Origin of the sequence: Phreatobacter cathodiphilus (assembly GCF_003008515.1) — a bacterium.
In the GTDB taxonomy this organism is placed as follows: Bacteria; Pseudomonadota; Alphaproteobacteria; order Rhizobiales; family Phreatobacteraceae; genus Phreatobacter; species Phreatobacter cathodiphilus.
Genome location: NZ_CP027668.1, coordinates 1,215,394 through 1,236,094, shown reverse-complemented (window position 1 = coordinate 1,236,094; position 20,701 = coordinate 1,215,394). Strand labels below are relative to the sequence as shown.

Annotated in this window: 15 protein-coding genes; 6 read left to right on the top strand and 9 right to left on the bottom strand. The window is 69.6% G+C overall.

The genetic code is table 11. The features are described from left to right. Positions 1–153: 153 nt before the first annotated feature. Positions 154–456, bottom strand: coding sequence for a hypothetical protein (locus C6569_RS05970; RefSeq protein WP_106747982.1), 303 nt, complete (start codon positions 454–456; stop codon positions 154–156). A gap of 193 nt (positions 457–649) precedes the next feature. On the opposite strand from C6569_RS05970, the gene C6569_RS05965 reads away from it, so the two are divergent. Continuing rightward, a complete protein-coding gene (locus tag C6569_RS05965) occupies positions 650–7,027 on the top strand; it encodes an apolipoprotein A-IV repeat region-like domain-containing protein (RefSeq protein WP_106747981.1) in 6,378 nt (2,125 codons plus the stop codon). Between the two features lie 85 nt (positions 7,028–7,112). Here C6569_RS05965 and C6569_RS05960 read toward each other — a convergent pair whose 3' ends face one another. The 4 genes from C6569_RS05960 to C6569_RS05945 form a co-directional block, all read right to left on the bottom strand. Next, a complete protein-coding gene (locus C6569_RS05960) occupies positions 7,113–7,724 on the bottom strand; it encodes an ABC-type transport auxiliary lipoprotein family protein (protein ID WP_245898250.1) in 612 nt (203 codons plus the stop codon). 36 nt (positions 7,725–7,760) lie between these two features. Beyond that, a complete protein-coding gene (locus C6569_RS05955; protein WP_106747980.1) occupies positions 7,761–9,098 on the bottom strand; it encodes an MlaD family protein in 1,338 nt (445 codons plus the stop codon). A gap of 19 nt (positions 9,099–9,117) precedes the next feature. After that, a complete protein-coding gene (locus tag C6569_RS05950; protein WP_106750920.1) occupies positions 9,118–9,828 on the bottom strand; it encodes an ABC transporter ATP-binding protein in 711 nt (236 codons plus the stop codon). Between the two features lie 83 nt (positions 9,829–9,911). Then, on the bottom strand, positions 9,912–11,021 hold the full coding sequence (locus C6569_RS05945; RefSeq protein WP_245898248.1) for an MlaE family lipid ABC transporter permease subunit: 1,110 nt from the start codon (positions 11,019–11,021) through the stop codon (positions 9,912–9,914). Between the two features lie 172 nt (positions 11,022–11,193). Here C6569_RS05945 and dgcN point away from each other — a divergent pair, with 172 nt between their 5' ends. Both dgcN and dgcA read left to right on the top strand, forming a co-directional pair. Beyond that, positions 11,194–12,252, top strand: coding sequence for an N-acetyltransferase DgcN (gene dgcN / locus C6569_RS05940; protein WP_106747979.1), 1,059 nt, complete (start codon positions 11,194–11,196; stop codon positions 12,250–12,252). Positions 12,253–12,265: 13 nt separating this feature from the next. After that, positions 12,266–13,249, top strand: a complete 984-nt coding sequence (gene dgcA / locus C6569_RS05935; protein ID WP_106747978.1) for an N-acetyl-D-Glu racemase DgcA — start codon at positions 12,266–12,268, stop codon at positions 13,247–13,249. Here the strand turns inward: dgcA and C6569_RS05930 are convergent. Further along, positions 13,219–14,421, bottom strand: a complete 1,203-nt coding sequence (locus C6569_RS05930) for an MFS transporter (RefSeq protein WP_106747977.1) — start codon at positions 14,419–14,421, stop codon at positions 13,219–13,221. The two genes, dgcA and C6569_RS05930, sit on opposite strands and share 31 nt — an antisense overlap. A gap of 76 nt (positions 14,422–14,497) precedes the next feature. On the opposite strand from C6569_RS05930, the gene C6569_RS05925 reads away from it, so the two are divergent. Further along, positions 14,498–15,493, top strand: a complete 996-nt coding sequence (locus C6569_RS05925) for a hypothetical protein (RefSeq protein WP_106747976.1) — start codon at positions 14,498–14,500, stop codon at positions 15,491–15,493. 19 nt (positions 15,494–15,512) lie between these two features. Here the strand turns inward: C6569_RS05925 and C6569_RS05920 are convergent, their stop codons facing one another. Continuing rightward, positions 15,513–16,487, bottom strand: a complete 975-nt coding sequence (locus C6569_RS05920) for a threonine ammonia-lyase (protein WP_106747975.1) — start codon at positions 16,485–16,487, stop codon at positions 15,513–15,515. Between the two features lie 176 nt (positions 16,488–16,663). Between C6569_RS05920 and C6569_RS05915 the strand changes: the two genes are divergently transcribed. Beyond that, positions 16,664–17,860 carry an MGDG synthase family glycosyltransferase gene (locus C6569_RS05915; protein ID WP_181313931.1) on the top strand — a complete coding sequence of 399 codons (1,197 nt, stop codon included), beginning with the start codon at positions 16,664–16,666 and terminating at the stop codon, positions 17,858–17,860. Between the two features lie 7 nt (positions 17,861–17,867). Here C6569_RS05915 and C6569_RS05910 read toward each other — a convergent pair whose 3' ends face one another. After that, a complete protein-coding gene (locus tag C6569_RS05910; RefSeq protein ID WP_181313929.1) occupies positions 17,868–18,773 on the bottom strand; it encodes a LysR family transcriptional regulator in 906 nt (301 codons plus the stop codon). A 142-nt stretch (positions 18,774–18,915) separates the two neighbouring features. Between C6569_RS05910 and C6569_RS05905 the strand changes: the two genes are divergently transcribed. After that, entirely contained in the window at positions 18,916–19,542 is a 627-nt protein-coding gene (locus tag C6569_RS05905; protein ID WP_106747973.1) for an FMN-dependent NADH-azoreductase, read from the top strand. Between the two features lie 47 nt (positions 19,543–19,589). On the opposite strand, the gene C6569_RS05900 is transcribed toward C6569_RS05905, so the two are convergent. Then, entirely contained in the window at positions 19,590–20,633 is a 1,044-nt protein-coding gene (locus tag C6569_RS05900) for a LacI family DNA-binding transcriptional regulator (protein WP_106747972.1), read from the bottom strand. Positions 20,634–20,701 lie beyond the last annotated feature (68 nt).

The following is a 20,701-nucleotide window of genomic DNA, read 5'->3' as shown; positions in this document are numbered from 1 at the left end:
TCAGCGGCCGTTGTGCCAGTGGAGGAGGTTGTGCCTCCCCTCGTCCCTATGCGCCGACCATGGCGGCGGGCGGGCCAAAGAGGGGTTAAAGCCGGACGGTTTATCCGCGAATTCGAACCGTTCGGTTGACCGAAGGTAAAAGGATAGGGGACCTCAGACGGTGGCCGGCGGCTCGCGGCCGACGGCGCGATAGCCCTCCGCCGTCAGCTTGCAGACGAGCCAGTCCGGCTTCACAGGATTGGCGAACCACGGCTCCGCCCAGCCTGCGGCGAGGCAGGCGCGGATGGTCGCCTTCGGGACCTCGCGCCCGTCGGTGTCGAAGAGGGGAAGTTTTCCACCGGGCTGGTCGGCACCGCGGGCGAGCCAGCGGCGCTGAACCGGGCTCGGCCCGGCCGAGGAAGACGCGACGGCACCCGGCTTGCCACGGCCTTTGGCGGGACGCCCTTCGTCGGTCATGGTTACCTATCCGTTAACGATGAATCCGAAACTGCGGCTCCGGTAGGTTTCAATCCTTAGGACCCCCCGGTAGATTACATGCTGCGGCGGACTGTTGTCTGCCATCCGCGTTGGTTGCGTCCAAGAGGCACTTGGGGCGCAGGCACCGGGTGGATTGCAGGACGGTCGGCAGTCAAAGGATGCGGGCGACACCATGGCGAACACTCCGAAGAAGGCGCAGGATCCGGCCGAGGCGGCCCTCGCGGCCATCCAGGACGCACTGAACCTGGCCAGCGAAGACCAGGCGAAGACGGCGACGCGGACGGGCGGACGCGACGGCGCATCGCGCAGCTCCAGCGAGGCGATGCGGGTCGACGAGGACCTGTTCGCCGATGCCCGGCGGTCCGACCAGGTGGTTTCGCCCTCGCAGCCGCCGGCGAACGACGACCGCCGTGATCTCGCCCAGATGCTGGAGCGGCTGTCGCGCCGGCCCTCCACCACGCCGCTGTGGGTTGCCGCCCTCCTCTCCATCGGCTGGCTCGGCGCAGGCCTCGCCATCGCCTCCCGCGTCTACGGCACCACCCTGCCCGACCCGCTGGCGCCGCAGACGCTCACCCTCGCCGCCGTGCTGCTGCTGCCGGTGATGTTCTTCTTCGTCATGGGCGCGCTCATCCGCCGCTCTCAGGAAATGCGGATCGTCGCCCAGGGGATGGGCGAAGTGGCGCTCCGCCTCGCCGAGCCGGAGACGGTGGCGCGCGAGGCCGTCGTCTCGGTCGGCCAGGCGATCCGCCGCGAGGTCGCCGCCATGGGCGACGGCGTGGAGCGGGCGCTGGCCCGCGCCGGCGAGCTGGAGACGCTCGTCCACAACGAGGTCGCCTCGCTCGAGCGCGCCTACAGCGACAACGAGCTGCGCGTGCGCGCGCTCATCGAGGAACTCGTCACCCAGCGCGAGGCCATCGTCACCAATGCGGAGCGCGTGCGCTCGTCCATGACCGGCGTCCACGAGCAGGTCGCCAGCCAGATCGCCGATGCCGGCGACCAGCTCGCCCGCCGCATCGACGAATCCGGCATGCGCGTCACCTCCTCGCTCGGAGAGAAGGCGGAGGCCATCACCCTGGCGCTCGGCCGCGCCGGCGACACGATGATCGACCAGATCCAGCTGCGCGGCTCCGACATCGTCGACCGCCTAGCCTCCACCAGCGACGAGGTCACCCGCGCCCTGTCGACGACCGGCGACCGCGTCACCTCGGTGCTGACCGACACCGGCAACATCGTCACCGTCACCATGGCGGAGACGGGCACGAGCATGGCGGCCAAGCTGTCCGAGACCGGCACGGCGATGACCAACCACCTAGCGCTCACCAGCGCCGAGATCACCCAGGCCATCGCCTCCCGCTCCGACGAGGTGTCGGCGCGCCTGAAGGAGACCGGCGACAGCCTGGTAACCGAGCTGACGGCCCGCACCGGTGAGGTGTCGCAGACGCTGCGCATCACCGGCGAGACGCTGATATCCGAACTCGCCGCCCGCAGCAGTGAGGTCTCCTCCACCCTGCGCGAGACCGGCGATGCGCTGATCGCCGAGCTGTCGGACCGCGGCGGCTTCGTCACCTCCACCCTGAAGGAGACCGGCGAGAACATCATCACCGAGCTGTCGACCCGCGGCGACTATGTCGCCTCGACGCTGCGCGACACCGGCGAGAACCTCATCGGCGAGCTCTCCACCCGCGGGGATTACGTCGCCTCGACGATCCGCGACACCGGCCTCACCCTGGTGGGCGAGCTCTCCACCCGCGGCGGCGAGGTCACCACCACGCTGCGCGAGACGGGCGAAGCCTTCGTCTCCGAACTGTCGCTGCGCGGCAACGAGGTCACGAGCCGCCTGAAGGATACCGGCGAGAGCCTGGTCTACGAACTCTCCACCCGCGGCGGCGAGGTCAACGCCGTGCTCAAATCGACGGCCGAGACGCTGGTCTACGAGTTGGCGACGCGGGGCGGCGAGGTCACCACCACCCTGCGCGAAACGGGCGAAGCCTTCGTCTCCGAGCTGTCGCTGCGCGGCAACGAGGTCACCACGCGCCTGCGCGACACCGGCGAGCGCCTGGTGGGCGAGCTCACCGAGCGCGGCTCCGAGGTGGTCAGCAAGCTCGACTCCACCGGCAGCTACGTCGCCGAGACCATCACCGTGCGCGGCGGCGCCCTCGCCGACCGCATCGCCGAGACCGGCGACAAGCTGCACCAGACCGTCACCACCCACGGCGACGAGCTCGACAAGCGCCTGGCCGTCACCGGCCAGCTCATCGCCGAGGCGATCACCCAGCGCACCGCGGAAGCCAAGAACGCCATCGGCGACGTCGGCATCCAGGTGGTCGAGAGCCTCACCGAGAAGGCGCAGGACGTGCAACTCGCGCTGCACCGCGCCAGCGAGACCGTCACCACCGCCATTTCGGAGCGGACCGCCAACCTGCGCGAGGAGATCGAGCTCGCCGGCACCGACGTGCTCTCGACCTTCGCGACCCAGGGCACGGACCTCACCCAGCGCATCGGCGACATCGGCGCCCAGGTGACCAACGCCCTCGCCCTCCGCGGCGAGGAGGTCACCAGCCAGTTGCAGCGCGTGGCCGGCGAGATCACCGAGACCGCCACCGCCCAGGGCGAGGCCGTCGTCACCCGCATCGCCCAGAACGTGGTGGCGCTCGACGACGCCATCAATCGCCACACGTCCGGCTTCGAGAGCCGCGTCGCGGCCCATGCCGCCAGCCTCGAGGACTCCATCAGCCGCTATACCAGCAGCTTCGAGACGCGCGTCGCCGCCCACGCGACCGGGCTCGAGGATGCCTTCAACCGCTATACCAGCGGCTTCGATACGCGCATGGGCGAGCAGGCCGCGAGCCTCGAGGAGGCCTATGCCCGCTACACCAGCGGCTTCGAGACGCGCATGGGGGCCCAGGCCGCCAACCTCGAAGACGCGTTCATCCGCTACACCTCCGGCTTCGACACCCGGATCGGCCAGCACGCGGCGAACCTCGAGGACGTCATCGTCCGCAACACCTCGCAGTTCGAGGTCCGCGTCGGCCACTACGTGTCGACCCTCGACGAGACGATGGGCCGCCACACCACCCAGTTCGAGGGCCGCGTCGGCCACTACGCCGCCGCCATCGACGAAACCATGGGCCGCCACACCGCCCAGTTCGAGGGCCGCGTCAGCCACTACGCCGGCGCGCTCGAAGAGGCGATCGGCCGCCATGCCGCCGAGTTCGAGGGCCGCGTGTCGCAGCACGCCACCGGCCTCGACGAGGCGATCCTGCGCCACACCTCCTCGTTCGAGGGCCGGGTCGCGCATTACGCCACGATGCTGGAGGATTCGGTCAGCCGCCACGCCATCAACCTCGAGGATGCGGTGGGCCGCCTGACCGGCGACTTCGAGAGCCGCGTCGGCGCCCACGCCTCTCTGCTGACCGAGCAGGTCGCCAATCACACCGCCCTGCTCGACCACAAGCTCACCGGCCACATCTCGGCCCTCGACGAGACCATCTCGGGCAAGGGCACGGCTCTCGCCGACCGGATTGCCGGCGATGCCCGTGAGTTCGCCGAGCGCGTCGCCCGCCAGTCCGGCGAGATCACCGAGGCCCTGGACGGGCGCCTGGCGCGCATCGACCAGGCGCTCGACACCCGCGCCCAAGCCTTCAACGAGACGCTGGCCAACCGCACGCTCGAACTCGCCAAGGTGCTCGGCGAGGGCGGCAAGGCGGTGACCGAGGCGCTGGAGAACAAGTCGGCCGAGATCACCTACAACCTCACCTCGAAGTCGGACGAGATCACCCAGACGCTGACCTCCAAGTCGGACGAGATCGCCAACAACCTGGCGACGCGCTCCTACGAGATCGCGTCGAACCTGACGTCCAAGTCCGACGAGATCGCCTCGAGCCTCACCTCGAAGTCGGACGACCTCGCCCGCCTGCTCAACGACAAGTCGGACCAGATCGTCTTCAACCTGACGACCCGGTCGGAGGAAATGGCGCGCAACCTCGCCACCACCTCCGAGGACATCGCCCAGAACCTGGCGACCCGCTCCGAGGAGATGGCGCGCAATCTCGCCACGACCTCCGAGGACATCGCCCAGAATCTCGCGGCGCGGTCCGAGGACATCACCCGCATCCTCTCCGACAAGTCGGCGGACGTGACCTATACGCTCGCCTCCAAGTCCGGCGAAATCACCCGCCTGCTCACCGACAAGTCGGAGGAGGTCGCCTATGCGCTGGCGGCCAAGTCCGACGAGATCACCCGCCTCCTCTCCGACAAGTCGATCGAGGTGACCTACACGCTGACCTCCAAGTCGGACGAGATCACCCGCCTCCTCAGCGAGAAGTCGGACGAGGTAACCTACACCCTCACCTCCAAGTCCGACCTCATCACCGCGACGCTGTCGGACAAGGCCGAGGAGATCAACCGCACCCTCGGCGGCCGCGCCCTGGAAGTGGCGGAGACGCTCGACACCCGCGTCGCGCGCTTCGAAGAGGTGGTGGTCGGCCGGCTCGAACTCGTCTCCCAGACGCTCGACGCCCGTGGCTCGCACATTGCCGAGACCCTCACCGAGAAGGTCGAGGCGGTCACCCAGACCCTGCGCGCCAATGCCGACGACGTGGAGCGCACGCTCTCCGTCATCTCGACCGACATCACCCAGGGCCTGTCGACCCGGGTGAACGAGATCAACGCGGTGCTCGGCGCCCGTTCCGCCGAGCTCGCCTCGCTGCTCGACGACCGCGGCAACAACCTCGTCAACCGCCTCGGCGACAACGGCATGCAGATCACCAACGAGGTCAGCCGTGTCGGCGACATCGTGGTGCGCGCGCTGGAGAACCGCGGCGGCGCGATCGCCGAGGTCATTGGCCAGAAGGGCGCGGAGATCACCCGCGTCCTGTCGCAGACCGGCATCGACGTCACCCGCGGCATCTCCGACTCCAGCGAGCAGGCCGCCCGCATCCTGTCGGAAAGCTCGGAGCTGCTGCGCAACCAGATCGAGACCGACACCCGCGAATCGGTGGTCGCGCTCACCACGACCAACGACCAGCTTCGCGGCGAGATCGCCTCGATCCTCGCCCGCCTGGGCGAGACCAACGGCTCGATCCGCGAGGTCGCGTCCCAGACCGAGCAGTCGCTGGCGGCGATCAACGACCAGCTCGCCGAGCGCATCAGCCAGTTCGCCTCCTCGGCCGAGACGGCGTCCACCGCCGCCGAGACCTCGACGCGGATGCTCAACGGCCAGATCGGCCAGCTCACCAATGTGGCCGGCGCCGTGCTGCGCGACGTCTCCTCGCTCACCGAGAGGTTCGACGCGCAGGCGCGGCTCCTCGGGGCGGCGGCGGAGCAGGTGGAGGAGATGCAGCAGCGTCTCGACGCCTCCTTCGACGCCCGTCGCGAGGTCATCGAGGCGCTGGTCCACCACCTCGCATCCAAGACCGAGGACATGGACAATCTGGTGAAGAGCTTCACCGGGCTGCTCGACGACAATCTCGGCCTCGCCGAGAACCGCGCCCGCGAGATCGGCCGCGTGCTGGTCGAATCGACCAACCAGACGACCCAGGCCATCGGCGAGCAGGCGGAGACGCTGCGCCTCGCCACCGGCAAGGAGCGCGAGCGCACCACCCACGCCATGCGCTCGGCCTACGAGCAGGCGACGCACGAGATGCACGCCCTGTTCCGCGAGGCCGCCGAGCGCTTCGAGACCCTCACTTCGGGCATGAAGGCGATGAGCAGCGAGATCCAGCGGGAACTGGCGGAGACGCGGGACCAGCTGTCGCGCGGCATGATCGAGATTCCGAAGGAGACCCAGGAGAACGCCGCCGCCATGCGCCGCGTCGTCGCCGACCAGATCAAGGCCCTGGCCGAACTCAACGACATCGTCGCCAAGTCCGGCCGCGCCTTCGACGTGAGCGAGCCCGCCCCGGCGAGCCGCCGGACGGTCCGCGAGGAGGCCCCGCTGCCGCTGCGCGGTGCGGTCGCCGAGCTGCAGCGGCCCGAAGAGCGGTCGGAGCCGGTGCGCGAGGCGCCCAAGGCCCGCATCGCCGAGCCGCGGACGCCCGAGCCCCGTGCCGCCGAGCCGCGCCGCGAGGCCCCTCCCCGCGCCGAGGCGCCGAAGGCGGCCGACCGTGCCGGCGGCTGGCTGTCGGACCTCCTCGCCCGCGCCTCCACCGAGGAGCAGGCGGACCAGCCGCTGCGGCCGGCCCAGCGTCGGACTCCCGCCCCGGCTGCGGCCCTCGACAATCTCGACGCCCTGTCCTCGGACATCGCGCGGATGGTCGACCACGAGGCGGTGGCGGACTTGTGGGACCGCTGGCGCCGCGGCGAGAGGAACGTCTTCTCGCGCCGGCTCTACACGACCCAGGGCCAGCAGACCTTCGACGAACTGCGCCGCCGCTACCGCCGCGACGCCGACTTCCGGGCGACCGTCGACCGCTATGTCGACGAGTTCCAGCGGCTCCTGGCCGATGTCGACCGCAACGACCGGGACGGGTCGCTGGCGAAGTCCTACCTGACCTCGGAGACGGGCAAGGTGTTCACCCTGCTCGCCCATGCGAGCGGCCGCTTCGACTGAAGCGGCCGGCCTCGGGCCTGAATGCGAAAAGGGCGCCCGCGAGGCGCCCTTTTTTCGTCTGAGTGAGGAGGACTGAGGAGCGCGGTCAGACCTGGCCGGTCGACCAGAGCACGATCTCGCGCATGACGCTCTGCACGGCGCCGTTGAAGGCGGTGGAGACGTTCACCGCGTCGGTGCCGCCGGCCGGGGCACGGGCGGAGAAGACCCGGCCGGCCAGGATGCGGCCGGAGCGGTCGTTGACGATCTTCACCGACAGTTCGACGACCACCTCCGTGGCGCCGGAGGCCACGACCTCGAAGGAGCGGATCTCGGCCAGGAGCTGCCAGTCTGACGCCAGGCGGTCGCCGGGACGGCCGACGGAGCGCAGCCGGTTGGCATTCTCGAAGGACTGGATGAGGCGGGCCTGCAGCAGCTTGGGCAGGCGGTCGGCCCAGGCGCCGTCGGTCAGGTAGGAATAGGCCCCGCCGGGGCCGCGCACCGCGATGCGCTCGGTGTCGAGACTGGCGATGGCCTTGGGCTCGACGACCAGAAGCTGGCCGCGGACGGCGCCGGCGCGGGCGGGAAAGGTCGTCGGCGCGATGATGTCGAAACCGCGCGGCACGTTGGAGGACGAGCATCCGGCGAGCGCCAGCGTCATCAGCGCCGCCAGCGCAACGCTGCCGCGGCGCCCTGCCCGCTTCGATCTCTTGTCGGCCATCGTGGTGTGCTGCACGCCCGAACCTTCAGTTTCGCCCTAGCGGCGATTGTATTCGGGCACGCCCGAGCCGCCGAAAATGAACCTCTGGGGGTTGCGCTCCAGCGAGCGCAGGGTCCGTTCGAGTTCCGTCAGCGTCCGCCGACCATCGGTCGACAGGGATTGAATATCGCGGATCGTCCGATCCGTGAAGCCGGAGATGGACGTCGTGAGCTGCGCCGTGCGGGTATCGAGCCGCTCGGCGAGCGTGCGGACCGACCTCGCCGTTGCAGTGAACTCGGCGAACATGTTGTTCGTTCCATCGCCGGTGAAGCTCTTCAGCAGGCCGTCGATTCGGTCAGCCATGGCGTTGAGCTTGCCCGAGACCTCGCCGGCGTTCTTCAGCAGGAGGTCGACGTTGGCCGAGTTGTCGCCGAGCGCCTGGGTGAAGCGGTCGATATTGGCCATGGCCCGGCCGATACGCTCGCTGTCGAGCGACTGAATGACGCGGTCGGCGCCGGCAAGCGTGCGGTTCAGCGCGCGCACGTCGAAGCTCGCCGCCACCTCGTTGACGGTGCCGAGCGTCTGGGTCAGCGAGCTCGCGGCCGTGCGTGCGTCGCGCAGCAGATCGGCGAAGTTGTCGCGCTGCGCGTTGAGGCCACCGGTCAACTCGTCGATGTTGCGCAGGATGGAGGTGATGCGGCCGGGCTGGGCGCCCTCCATCATGCCCTCGATCTGGGTCGTGACGCGGTCGAGCCGCTGGGCGAGCGCCGCGATCTGCTTGGCCGCCTCGCCGGTCTGGCCCAGAAACTCGCGAACTCCGTCGGAATTGTCGCCGAGCGCGGCTGTGAACTTCTCGACGTTGCGCAGGCTCTGCTGGAAGGATCCCTGACCCTCGGCAATCACCGCATCGAGGCGGTTCACCAGGCCGTTCAGGGTGTTCATGGTCTGCTGGGCGCCGGACATGATGTCCGAGCCGCCGGGCACGTCCGGGCCGATCTGGGGCGGCGGCGCGCCGGCCGTGCGCTGCAGCGGCTGGGCGGGGTCCGGTCCGTTGACCAGGCCGAGGGAGGCGATTCCCGACAGGAGCTGCACGTTCAGGTTGGCGCGGGTCGCGGTGGAGATGGGCGTTCCCGGCTGCAGACCGATGATCGCGACGACCTTGCGCGGATCGCTCGGGTCGATGTCGATCCGCTTCACCTCGCCCTTGCGGATGCCGTTGAAATAGACCGCCGAGCCGGTGCGCAGGCCACTCACAGGACCGGTGAAGACGACGCGGAAATCCTCGCGGTTGCTGCTGTCCCCGACGCGCAGGAACCACCACAGGAACAGGCCGAACGCCGCCAGCACCCCCAGAGTGAACAGGCCGATCAGGGTGGTGTTCGCCTTGGTCTCCATGCGCGTCAGCTCACGTCCTTCACGCCTTGACCCGGGCGGCACGGGCGCGTTCGCCGCCGAAATACTGCTTCAGCCACGGATGGGGATGGCGAACCATGTCCTCCATCGTTCCCGTGGCGATGACCTTGCCCTCCGCAAGAGCCGCGATGCGATCGCAGATTCGCGCCAGGCTATCGAGGTCGTGGGTCACCATATACACGGTCAGCCCCAGGGTGTCGCGTAACGTCCTGATGAGCGTGTCGAATTCCTCGGCGCCGATGGGATCGAGGCCGGAGGTCGGCTCGTCGAGGAAGACGATCTCGGGATCGAGGGCGAGCGCGCGGGCGAGCGCGGCGCGCTTGATCATGCCGCCGGAGAGTTCGGAGGGGAACTTGTCGGCCGCGTCCGGCTTGAGGCCCACCATGGCGATCTTGAGCCGGGCGATCTCGTCCATCAGCGGCTCGGAGAGCTTGAGATATTCGCGCAGCGGCACCTGGATGTTCTGCTTCACGGTCAGCGAGGAGAACAGCGCGCCGTGCTGGAACAGCACGCCCCAGCGCCGCTCGATGGCCTTGTGTTCGGCACGCGTCAGGCCGTCGAGGTCCTGGTCGAAGACGCTGATCGTGCCGCGGCGCTTCGGCACGAGGCCGATGATGCAGCGGGTGAGCACGGACTTGCCCGTTCCCGAGCCGCCGACCACGCCGAGGACTTCGCCCGCCCGGACGTCGAGGTCGAGGCCGTCGATGATCATCCGCTCGCCGAAGCCGATGGCGACGTCGCGGACGGAGATGATGACGTCACCGGTCTCGTAATCTCCCACGGACGATCCTTCCCTCAGTAGCCGAGGCTGGCGAACAGGATGGCGAACAGGCCGTCCAGAACGATGACCAGGAAGATCGCCTTGACCACGGAGGCGGTAGTTTGCTGGCCGAGGCTCTCCGCCGAGCCCTTGACCCGCATGCCCTCGATGCAGGCGACGAGGCCGATGATCAGCGCCATGAAGGGGGCCTTGAAGAGCCCCACCCAGATATGGCGCTGGGAGACCTCCTCCTGCATGCGGGTGAAGAAGATGTCGAGGGGGATCTGCCCGTAGAACTGCGCCACCATGGCGCCGCCCATGATGGCGGAGATGTTGCCGATGAAGGTCAGCAGAGGCAGGCCGAGGACGAGCGCGATGAGCCGCGGCAGGACCAGGACCTCGACGGGATTGAGACCCATGACCTTCAGCGCGTCGATCTCCTCGCGCATCTTCATCGAGCCGATCTCGGCGGTGAAGGCCGAGCCGGTGCGCCCCGCCACCATGATCGAGACGATGAGGACGCCGATCTCGCGAAGAGTCAGAATCGACACGAGATCGACCACATAGGTGTCGGCGCCGAAGTCGCGGAAGAAGAAGATGCCCTGCTGGGCGATGATCCCGCCGATGAGGAAGGTGATCAGCGCCATGATGGGCACGGCGCGGAAGGCGACCCGGTCGAGCTGGGTCACCACGGCGGCCAGACGGAAGCGACCGACGCCGGTGAAGAGCGAGCCCGCGGCGGCGACCACCTCGCCGAAGAAGGACACGAGCGCCACGACGTCGCGGCCGGCCTCCACCATCTGCTCGCCGACCTTGTCGAGCGCCTGGATCACGGCCGGCTTCTGCTTCGCCGGAACCGGCGCGGCCTCAGACAGCCCTTCGGATATCTCGCCGTAGATGGTGGCGGCCGCCTTGGACAGGCCCGTCCGCTCCACCGGAATGCCGCGGGCGCCGAAAGCCATTTCGATGCCGCGCACCAGCGTGCCGCCGAGCGTGTCGAGGCGCTGGACGCGGGAGAAGTCGAGAAGGACGGACTGCGGCGAGCCGCCCTCGGCGATGAGGCCGGCGACCTTCGGCTCCATGTCGCCGGCCGTCTCCGCCGTCCACATGCCGGCCAGCGCCACCGTCAGGCGGCTGCCGTCCACTCTGCTCGCCAGTTGGGCTTCAGGCACGAGGCGCTTCCCACTCACGGCCGCGAATTTCGATTAAGTCGCATGCGCCGGTCCGGCTTGGCACGCGCGCTCGGTCTCTCCATAAAGGAGCCGTCCGGCGCCGTCGAGGTCGCCGCCCCTCTCATTCTCCGCTGCAGGCCGTCTCATGGAACTCGCCAAGCCCTATCTCCTCTTCCTCGGGGACGTCCACGACCAGCTCGCCGCCAAGACGGCGCAGGGCATCGTCGACTGGCGCCGCGACTGGTGCGTCGGCCAGGTGCGGCTGGAAGGCTGCAAGGCCGATACGGGTCTGGACGACCTGTCGATCACCCAGGGCGCCAAGGCCGGCGCCAAGACCCTGGTGGTGGGCGTGGTCAATGCCGGCGGCGTGCTGCCCGACCACTGGATCGCCAGCATCGTCGAGGCGATCGAGGCGGGCATGGACATCGCCACCGGCCTGCACGCGAAGCTCTCGGACATCCCGAAGATCGCCGCCGCCGCCAAGAAGCACGGCCGCCAGCTTCACGACGTGCGCCATCCGACCCAGACCTTCGCCACCGGCAAGGGCGGCCTGCGCTCGGGCAAGCGGCTGCTGATGGTCGGCACCGACTGCTCCGTCGGCAAGAAGTACACGGCGCTGGCCATGGAGAAGGGCATGCGGGAGCGCGGCTTCGACGCCGATTTCCGCGCCACCGGCCAGACCGGCATCTTCATCTCCGGCCGCGGCGTCGCCGTCGACGCGGTGGTGGCCGACTTCATCGCCGGTGCGGCCGAGTGGCTCACCCCCGCCGCCGACCCGCTGCACTGGGACGTGGTCGAGGGCCAGGGCTCGCTCTTCCATCCCTCTTTCGCCGGCGTGACGCTGGGCCTGTTGCACGGCGCCCAGCCGGACGCCTTCATCGTCTGCCACGAGCCGACCCGGCGCACCATGCGCGGCGTGCAGACGCCGCTCCCCTCCATCGACGATGTGATCGAGCAGACGGTCGCCCTCGGGCGCCTCACCAACCCGGCCATCATCTGCACGGGCCTGTCGATCAACACCGAGCACCTCTCGGAGGACCAGGCCTTCACCTATCTTGACCGCCTGTCGCGCGAATACGAGCTGCCGGCCACCGACCCGGTGCGCTTCGGCGTCGAGCCCCTGGTGGACGCGCTCGCCGAGCTCTACGGCGAGCCGGAGCCGCGGCCGAAGAAGGCCAAGACCTCCGCCCGCCGGGCGAACTGAGGCTTCCCGCATCATGGCCTCCCGTGAACTGACCGTCCGCACCGAGCGCTGGCCGATCGCCGGCACCTTCACCATCTCGCGCGGCTCGCGCACCGAGGCGGTGGTGGTCGTGTGCGAAATCCGCGAGGGCTCGGCCATCGGCCGGGCGGAATGCGTCCCCTATCCGCGCTACGGCGAATCGGTGGACGGGGTCGCCGCCGACATCGAGGCCATGGTCGACGCGCTCGACAACGGCCTCGACCGGCAGGGCCTGCTCACCGCGATGAAGCCGGGCGCGGCGCGCAATGCGGTGGACTGCGCGCTGTGGGACCTCGAGGCCAAGCTCGCCGGCAAGCGCGCCTGGGACCTCGCTGGCATGCCGACGCCGAAGCCGCTGACGACGGTCTATACGATCTCGCTCTCCTCGCCGGAGGAGATGGCCGAGCAGGCGGCGCGGTGCGGCCGCCCGCACCTCAAGATCAAGCTCGGCGGCGAGGGCGACGCCGACCGGCTCGCGGCCATCCGCGCCGCCGTGCCGGATGCGACCCTCGTCATCGACGCCAACGAGGGGTGGACCCCGGCCAATCTGGAAGCGAACCTCGCGGTCTGCGAACGCTTCCGCATCGCGCTGGTGGAACAGCCCCTGCCCGCCTCCGACGACGAGGCGCTGCGGCACGTCCGCCGTCCGATTCCGATCTGCGCCGACGAGAGCGTCCACGACCGTCCGTCGCTGGCCAAGCTCGCCGGCAAGTACGACGCCATCAACGTCAAGCTCGACAAGACCGGCGGCCTCACCGAGGCCTTCCTGCTGGTCGCCGAGGCGGAGAAGCTGGGTCTCAAGATCATGACGGGGTGCATGCTCGGCACCTCGCTGTCCATGGCGCCGGCCACCCTGATCGCGCAGAGGGCGTTTCTCGTCGATCTCGACGGCCCGCTCCTCCTGCGCGAGGACCGGCCGGAAGGCCTGCGCTACGAGGGCGCCACCGTCTATCCGCCGACGCCCTCGCTCTGGGGCTGAGCCGGAACCGCCGGGCGCGGCACCGGCATGGCCCTCGCCACCGCGGTGACGAGGAGCCCGGCGGCGCAGAGCGAGCCCATGGCGAGATAGGCCGAGGCACCGACCCGGGCATAGAGATAGCCGGCGATGAGGGTCGCCAGCGCCATGGCTCCGCCGATGGCGACCGAGACGGTCCCCTGCCCGCTCGCGCGCTGGTGGGCGGGAAGGCGTGCGGCGAGATAGGACATGGTGCCGAGGTGGACGAGGCCGAAACCGGCCGCGTGCAGGATCTGCAGCGGTGCGTTGATCCACAGCGGCGGGTCGAGGGCCATCAGCACCCAGCGCAGGAGGCCCCCGGCGCCGCCAATCAGCAGGAAGGTGGTGGGGCGCCAGTCGCGGGTGAAGCGCGTCGCCAGCCAGAACATGGCGATCTCGGCGAGGACGGCGACGGCCCAGAGCATGCCGACGGTGAAGCCGGAATAACCGAGCGCCTTCCAGTGGATGGAGGCGAAGCCGTAATAGACCGCGTGGCTCGCCTGCAGCAGGGCGGCAGCGATCATGATGAGCACGAAACGCTGGTTGAAGAAGCCCGGGCCCGAGGGCGCGACGGACCGGTCGCGGCGATCGTGGACCAGCATGACGGATGCCACGACGAGGGGAATCATGCTCGCCCAGATCATCCAGACGATCCATTGGGGGGCGATCAGGGTGAGGATGATGCCGCCGGCGATGTTGGCCGCCATGAAGGCCACCGAGCCCCAGACCCGAATGCGGCCGTAGTCGAGGGTGCGCTTGGCGACGCCGGCGAGGCCATAGGCGTCGACCAGCGGCACGAGCGGGCTCCAGACGAGGCCCGTGATGACGACGCCGACGAGGATCATGACGAAGCTGTCGGCGAGCCCGACGCCGATGAAGGCGACGGCGGTGGCGAAACAGCAGATGACGATGGCGTAGGAGAGGATGCCCGCCTTGTCGGCGAGATAGGTCACCACCGGCGTGGCGATCAGACGGATGAGCTGGCCGCCCGCCAGCACCATGCCGATCTGGCCGTCGGCGAGACCCTTGGCCTTCAGCCAGACGGGAAAGAAGGGTTGATGAAGTCCGAAGCCGATGAACAGCGCTGCGTAAAACAGCGCCAGCCGTGACGCAAATCGCTTGGAATCGTCCGATTTTGCGGAAAGGTCACGGACCATTAAGATTTCATCAGAGAATCGTTTCCTCGTTCCGTTCTAGACCGGGACGATCCATCCTGCGAGAGCGGACCGACGGATGACAGACGACATCACGCCCCCGTCACGGCTGGCGCCCGTGTCCCTCGCCGAGGCCGATTACGAGGCCATCGAGCAGGCGGTCATGGAAACGGCCCGCGGGCGCTGGTTCCTGGCGGAATATGCCAAGCGCAACCGCCATTCCGATACCGTCGCGGTGCTCGACGCCATCGGCAAGCTGGAGAGCGCGGTGGCTGTGCCCCGTTCGGCGCCGGACGTCGACCGGGTCCGCATGGAGATCCGCGAGATGGCCCACGCCATCGCCCGCACCAAGGCGGAAATCGCGGCGATCAAGCCCGAGGGCGTCGATGCCGGCACCGGCCATTTCGAGGACGCCTCCGTCGAGCTCGACGCCATCGTGCAGGCGACCGCCACCGCGACCGGCGACATTCTCGGCGCCGCGGAGACCATCCAGGAGATCGCCTGGACGCTGCGCGAGATGGGGGCCGAGGGCGAGGTCTGCGACCTCATCGACACCAAGACGACCGACATCTACACGGCCTGCTCGTTCCAGGACATCACCGGACAGCGCACCCGCAAGGTGATCGGCGTGCTGCGCTTCCTCGAGGACCGGATCGATTCGATGATGGCGATCTGGGGCGAGGGCCGCGCCCCCGCAGGTCCGGCCCCGCGCCCGGTCTCGGAGGAGGCCTCGCTGCTGAACGGGCCGGCCAAGCCCGGCGAGGGCCTCATCCAGTCCGACGTCGACATGATGCTGGACGACGGGCTCTTCGCCGATGCGGCGCCGCAGCCGGCCGCGCCGGCTCCGGCCGCTCCGGTGGTGCGCGAGCCCGCTCCGCCCCCGGCCGCAGCAGAAGAGGACGTGCCGGCGACCGCCCGCGCCACGGCGGCGGCGGCGCTCTCCACCTCGGAGATGCCGCTGGCCGAGACGCCGCGTGCCCCGCGCGAGGCGGAGGCACCGCTCGTCCCCGGCCTGCCGCGCATCGAGGACATCGAGAAGCTCAGCTTCGTGGAAAAGGTGGCGCTGACGAGCTGAGGCGCCCGCCCCGCCTCCCTCAGGCGATGAGTTCGGCGAAGAGCGCCGGATCGACGTTGCCGCCGGAGACCACCGCGGCGACCACCTGGCCCTTCACGTCGATGCGGCCGGCGAGCAGCGCCGCCAGCGGCACAGCGCCCGAGGGCTCGATCACCAGCTTCAGCTCGCGGAAGGCGAAGGCGACGGCGCTCCTCACCTCGTCCTCGGACACGACGAGGCCGCCGGCGACCAGCGGCTTGTTGACGGCGAAGGTGAGCTCGCCCGGCATGGCGGCGAGGAGACCGTCGCAGAGCGAGCCGGTGCGGCGCTCGTTGGCCACGCGCTCACCGCCGGAGAAGGACCGGGCATGGTCGTCGAAGCCCTCGGGCTCGACGGAATAGATCTTCGCCTGAGGCGCCTTCTCGCTCACCGCCAGGGCGATGCCGGCGAGGAGGCCGCCGCCGGAGCAGCAGACGAGCACCGTGTCGGGTGAGAGGCTCGCCGCGCCGAGGTCTTCCATGATCTCGCGGCCGACCGTGCCCTGCCCCGCCATGATGTGGAAGTCGTCGTAGGGCGGCACGACGATGGCGCCGCGCGAGGCGGCGATGTCGCGGGCCATGGCCTCGCGGTCGTCCTTGGCCCGATCGAAGAGCACGACCTCGGCGCCGGCCGCGGCGGTGCGCTCGCGCTTCAGGGCGGGCGAATCCTTCGGCATGAGGATGGTGGCGCGGATGCCGAGAAGCTGCGCGGCGGTGGCGACGCCCTGGGCGTGATTGCCGGAGGACATGGCGACGACGCCGACCGCCTTGCGGTCCTCGGGGATGCGGGCGAGACGGTTGTAGGCGCCGCGGAACTTGAAGGAGCCGGTGCGCTGGAACGGCTCGGCCTTGAGGAAGACGCGGCCGCCGGTGACGGCATCGAGCTCGTGCGAGGTGAGGAGCGGGGTGCGCCGCGCCACGCCGGCGATGAGGCGGGCGGCGTCGGCGACGTCGGCGGCGGTGGGCAGAACGGGCATCGGCGGTCTCCTCGCGGTCACCATCGCCTTATGCGGGAGGCTGCGGCCTTGCCGCAAGTGAGCCCTTGTGGCGCGCGCGATCAAGCGGCGTGATGGATGGCGCGGCGAAGGACCGCCATGGGGCGCCCTCGCCTTCCTGCCGGACTGCCGCTAGACACGCGGGCGGAGACTTTCGCGTGACCGACGCCCCTGCCCGCCACACCGACGCCGACGGCCCGGCGCACCACCCGCCCCACGTGCTCATCCTGATGAGCCGCACCGGCGGTGGCCACATCGCCAGTGCGCGGGCGCTGGAGGCCGAACTCCACGCCCAGCGGCCGGGCTGCCGGGTCACCATCGTCGACCTCCTCACCGACCACGTCGCCTTTCCCTTCTCGCGCATGCCGGCGACCTACGATTCGGTGGTGAACCGCACGCCGCGCCTCTGGCACGCCATGTGGCGGCTGACGGCGATCGCGCCGGTCGGCCGGTCCTCGGCGGCGATCGTGCGGCGCCTGTCGCAGAGCCGCATCGAGGCCCTGCTGCGCGGCGAGCAGCCCGACCTCGTCATCTCGGTCCATCCGCTGGTGAACCACCTCGTCATCCCGGTGCTGGAGCGGGTGGCGCCGCGCACCCCCTTCGTCACGGTGGTGACCGATCTCGGCGGCATCCACCCGCTCTGGCTCCACCCGCGCAACGCCGCGGTCTACCTGCCGACCGAACGCGCTGTGGAGCTCGCCGTGTCGCGCGGCCTGCCGCGCCGGCGCCTGCACGCCCACGGCTTGCCCGTCCGCGCCGATTTCGCCTGTGCCGCTGCGGCGCGCCGCGACACGCGCGCCGCCTTCGGGCTCGATCCGGAGCTCCCGGCCATCCTCGTCATGGGAGGCGGCGGCGGAATCGGCCCGATCGAGGCCATCGTGTCGCGGATGGTGGCCGCCCTGGCCACGGCGAGCCCCGGCGGACCGGCCGCACAGATCGTGGTGGTCTGCGCCAGCAATGTGAGGCTCAAGGCGCAGCTCGCGGCGGAGGCCTGGGCGGTGCCGGTGACGACGCTCGGCTATGTCGACCGGATGAGCGACCTGATGGGGGCCTGCGACCTGCTCGTCACCAAGGCCGGACCGGGCACCATCGCCGAAGCCAGCATCCGCGGCCTGCCGATGATCCTCTACGGCTTCATCCCCGGCCAGGAAGCGGCCAATGTCGACCACGTGGTGGATGCCGGCGCCGGGCTGTTCGAACCCGACGTCGCCGCGCTGGCGGCTAAGGCGGCACGGCTGGTGACCGAAGGGCGCGACGACCTCGCCGCCATGGCGGGACGCGCGGCCTCGCTCGGCCGGGCCGACGCCACGCGCGCCATCGTTGCCTCGATCCTGACCGAGGTGCTGGAGGCCTGACGGCCGTTCAGCCCTGCGCGACGCCCTCGATCTGGCTGCGCCGCCTGGCGACCTCGCTGCCGACATGGTCCATGAAGACCCTGACGCGCGCCGTGGAGCGCAGGTCCGGATGGGTGAGGATCCACAGCGAGCCGGGAATCTCGGCGATGGGACCCGACAGCGGCACCAGGTTGGGGAAGGTTCGCGCGATGAAGCACGGCAGGAGGCCGATGCCGGCGCCCTCGGCCACCGCTTCGGCGAGGCCGAGCACGGTATTGATGCGCCAGCCGATCCGGTCCTCCCCGACGTGCTGGACGAGCCAGCGGCTCGGCTTCAGCGCGGCGAGGTTGTCGCCGAGGCCGATCCAGGCGTGGGAGCGGTAGTCGACCGGATCGAGTTCGGCGAGGCCCATGCTGTCGGCCGCGTAGATGGCCCAGGGGATTTCCGCGAGCCGGCGACCGACCAGCGTCTCCGGCGGATCGGCCGTCGCGCGGATCGCGACGTCGGCGTCGCGCTTCGACAGGTTCAGCGACTGGTTGCCCACCACCACGTCCAGAGTGATCTCCGGATAGGCCTTGCGGAACGAGGCGAAGATCGGGGTGAGCAGGTGGACGACGAGCGTGTCGTTGGTCGTCACCCGCACCTCGCCCTGGGGCCGCAGGTCCTGCCCCGTCAGGCGCCGCTCGAACTCGATGATGTCCTCGGACATGCGCTCGGCGAGCTTGACCATGCCCTCGCCGGCGGCGGTGAGGGAATAGCCGGTGCGGCTGCGTTCGAAGAGCCGCGCGCCGAGACGCTCCTCCATGGCGCCGAGACGGCGGAAGACGGTGGACTGGTTGACGGCGAGGAGTTCGGCGGCGCCCGCCAGCGAGCGCGCCGAGGAGACGGCGAGGACGGTGCGGTAGTCGTCCCAGGAGACCAGCGGCTGCGTCATGTCTGTCAAGGCTCCGGCTGCTTGCGTCCGCGCAAGCATCTCATGGCATTATCGTTTATTTATTTGCGGGAAGCGACGGCGCATATGGGGCTTCGAGCAAGGCTGCTCCCCGGTTTTCGTCCCTCACGCAAGGACCTCCCCCATGGCCAAAGTGCTGTTCATCGAAGCGAGCCCGCGCAAGGGCCGCTCCTATTCGACCCAGGCCGCTCAGGCCTTCCTCGACGCCTACCAGGCCGCCCATCCCGGCGATACGGTGGAGACCCTCGACCTCTGGGCCGCCGACCTGCCCGCCTTCGATGGCGCAACCCTGGACGCCAAATACGCCGTGATGGGCGGCAAGGACTTCACCGCCGAACAGGCGCAGGCCTGGGGAAAGATCGTGGCCGCCGCCGACCACTTCAAGGCCGCCGACAAGATCGTCATCGCGACGCCGATGTGGAACTTCTCCGTTCCCTATGTGCTCAAGCACTATATCGACGTCATCGCCCAGCCCGGCCAGACCTTCGGCTGGTCGCCGGACCAGGGCTATTTCGGCCTGGTGAAGGGCAAGCCGGCCCTCGTCGTCACCGCCTCGATGGGCGCCTATGGCCCGGGTTCCGGCGCCGAGGCCATCGACTTCCAGAAGCCCTATGTGGAGTGGATGCTGAAGTTCTTCGGCTTCGAGACCATCCATTCCCTGCAGGTGATCAATACCGGCATGCCGGATTCGGCCGAGGCGTCCCTCGCTGAGGCGAAGGTCAAAGCCGAGGCGCTGGCGAAGGCCTTCTGATCCGCCTGACCTTGAGGGGACGGGCGGGCGCCCGCCCGGCGCCCGTCCTACCGCTGTGCCGGCCCCGTGCTCCCCCGCACGACGAGGGTCGGCGGAAGAATGATGCGCGCCGCCGGCAGGGCCGGGTTGACCGTGCGAACCAGCACACGTTCGCAGGCCCGCCGCCCCTGCTCGCTCGGGTGGGTGGAGACGGTCGTCAGCCCCGGCGCCCACATGGCGGCCTCGCGCACGTCGTCGGCGCCGACCACCGAAAAGTCGCGCCCCGCCTCCCGCCCGCGCTGACGCAGGCCCATCATGACGCCGAATGCGATGAGGTCGTTCATGCAGACGGCGGCGGTCGGCGGCTCGGCGAGGTCGAGCAGCGCCTGGATGCCGGCAAAGCCGGTGTCGCGCGTGCCGAGCCCGGTCACCAGCAGCGCGGGATCCAGCGGCAGCCCCTTCTCGGCAAGCCAGGCCCGGTAGGTGATTCGGCGGTTGCGGCCGGTCGACATGGTGTCGTTGCCGCCGACCACTGCGATGCGGCGATGGCCGAGCTCGTGGAGATGGTCGAGAGCGAGACGGGTGGCGACGCCGTCGTCGGAGGCGACGACGTCGAGGCCGATGCCCTCGATCTCGCGGGTGATCTGGACCACGGGAATGCCGGCGGAGGCGATCATGGCGAGGGCCTCTCCCGTCGAGCCGTTGGCGGGGCAGAGGATCATGCCGTCGGGGCGGTATTCCTTGAGCGTCGCCAGAACCCTGTCCTGCTTGGCCGGATCGTCGGAATAGGTGCCGAGGAGGACGGTGTGGCCGGAGCCCGCCAGCGTTTCCTCGATCGCCGCGAGAATCTCGCCGAAATAGGGGTTCACGACGTCGTTCACGCCCACCGCGATCATGTTGGTGCGGGCGGTGCGCAGGCTGGCGGCCGAGCGGTTGTAGACATAGCCAAGGTCGCGGGCGAGATCCTGGACCTTCTGCCGCGTCGCCTCCGCCACCAGGGGGCTCGCCCGCAGGGCCAGCGAGACGGTGGCCGTCGACACGCCGAGGCGCTCGGCGATCTGCTGCAGCGTCACCCGTCCGGGACGCGCCGGCTCGCCCATCATGTCGTTCATCTTAGGCCCCCTCAAAACCCGAGACTAAATATCTAATTCAACTTTTGAAAGCACAATTCAATCGTTTT

Coding starts and splice junctions, on each gene's coding strand:
- C6569_RS05970 (WP_106747982.1), bottom strand. CDS start 456: ATGACCGACGAAGGGCGTCCCGCCAAAGGCCGTGGCAAGCCGGGTGCC.
- C6569_RS05965 (WP_106747981.1), top strand. CDS start 650: ATGGCGAACACTCCGAAGAAGGCGCAGGATCCGGCCGAGGCGGCCCTC.
- C6569_RS05960 (WP_245898250.1), bottom strand. CDS start 7,724: ATGGCCGACAAGAGATCGAAGCGGGCAGGGCGCCGCGGCAGCGTTGCG.
- C6569_RS05955 (WP_106747980.1), bottom strand. CDS start 9,098: ATGGAGACCAAGGCGAACACCACCCTGATCGGCCTGTTCACTCTGGGG.
- C6569_RS05950 (WP_106750920.1), bottom strand. CDS start 9,828: ATGATCATCGACGGCCTCGACCTCGACGTCCGGGCGGGCGAAGTCCTC.
- dgcN (WP_106747979.1), top strand. CDS start 11,194: ATGGAACTCGCCAAGCCCTATCTCCTCTTCCTCGGGGACGTCCACGAC.
- dgcA (WP_106747978.1), top strand. CDS start 12,266: ATGGCCTCCCGTGAACTGACCGTCCGCACCGAGCGCTGGCCGATCGCC.
- C6569_RS05930 (WP_106747977.1), bottom strand. CDS start 14,421: ATGGTCCGTGACCTTTCCGCAAAATCGGACGATTCCAAGCGATTTGCG.
- C6569_RS05925 (WP_106747976.1), top strand. CDS start 14,498: ATGACAGACGACATCACGCCCCCGTCACGGCTGGCGCCCGTGTCCCTC.
- C6569_RS05920 (WP_106747975.1), bottom strand. CDS start 16,487: ATGCCCGTTCTGCCCACCGCCGCCGACGTCGCCGACGCCGCCCGCCTC.
- C6569_RS05910 (WP_181313929.1), bottom strand. CDS start 18,773: ATGACGCAGCCGCTGGTCTCCTGGGACGACTACCGCACCGTCCTCGCC.
- C6569_RS05905 (WP_106747973.1), top strand. CDS start 18,916: ATGGCCAAAGTGCTGTTCATCGAAGCGAGCCCGCGCAAGGGCCGCTCC.
- C6569_RS05900 (WP_106747972.1), bottom strand. CDS start 20,633: ATGAACGACATGATGGGCGAGCCGGCGCGTCCCGGACGGGTGACGCTG.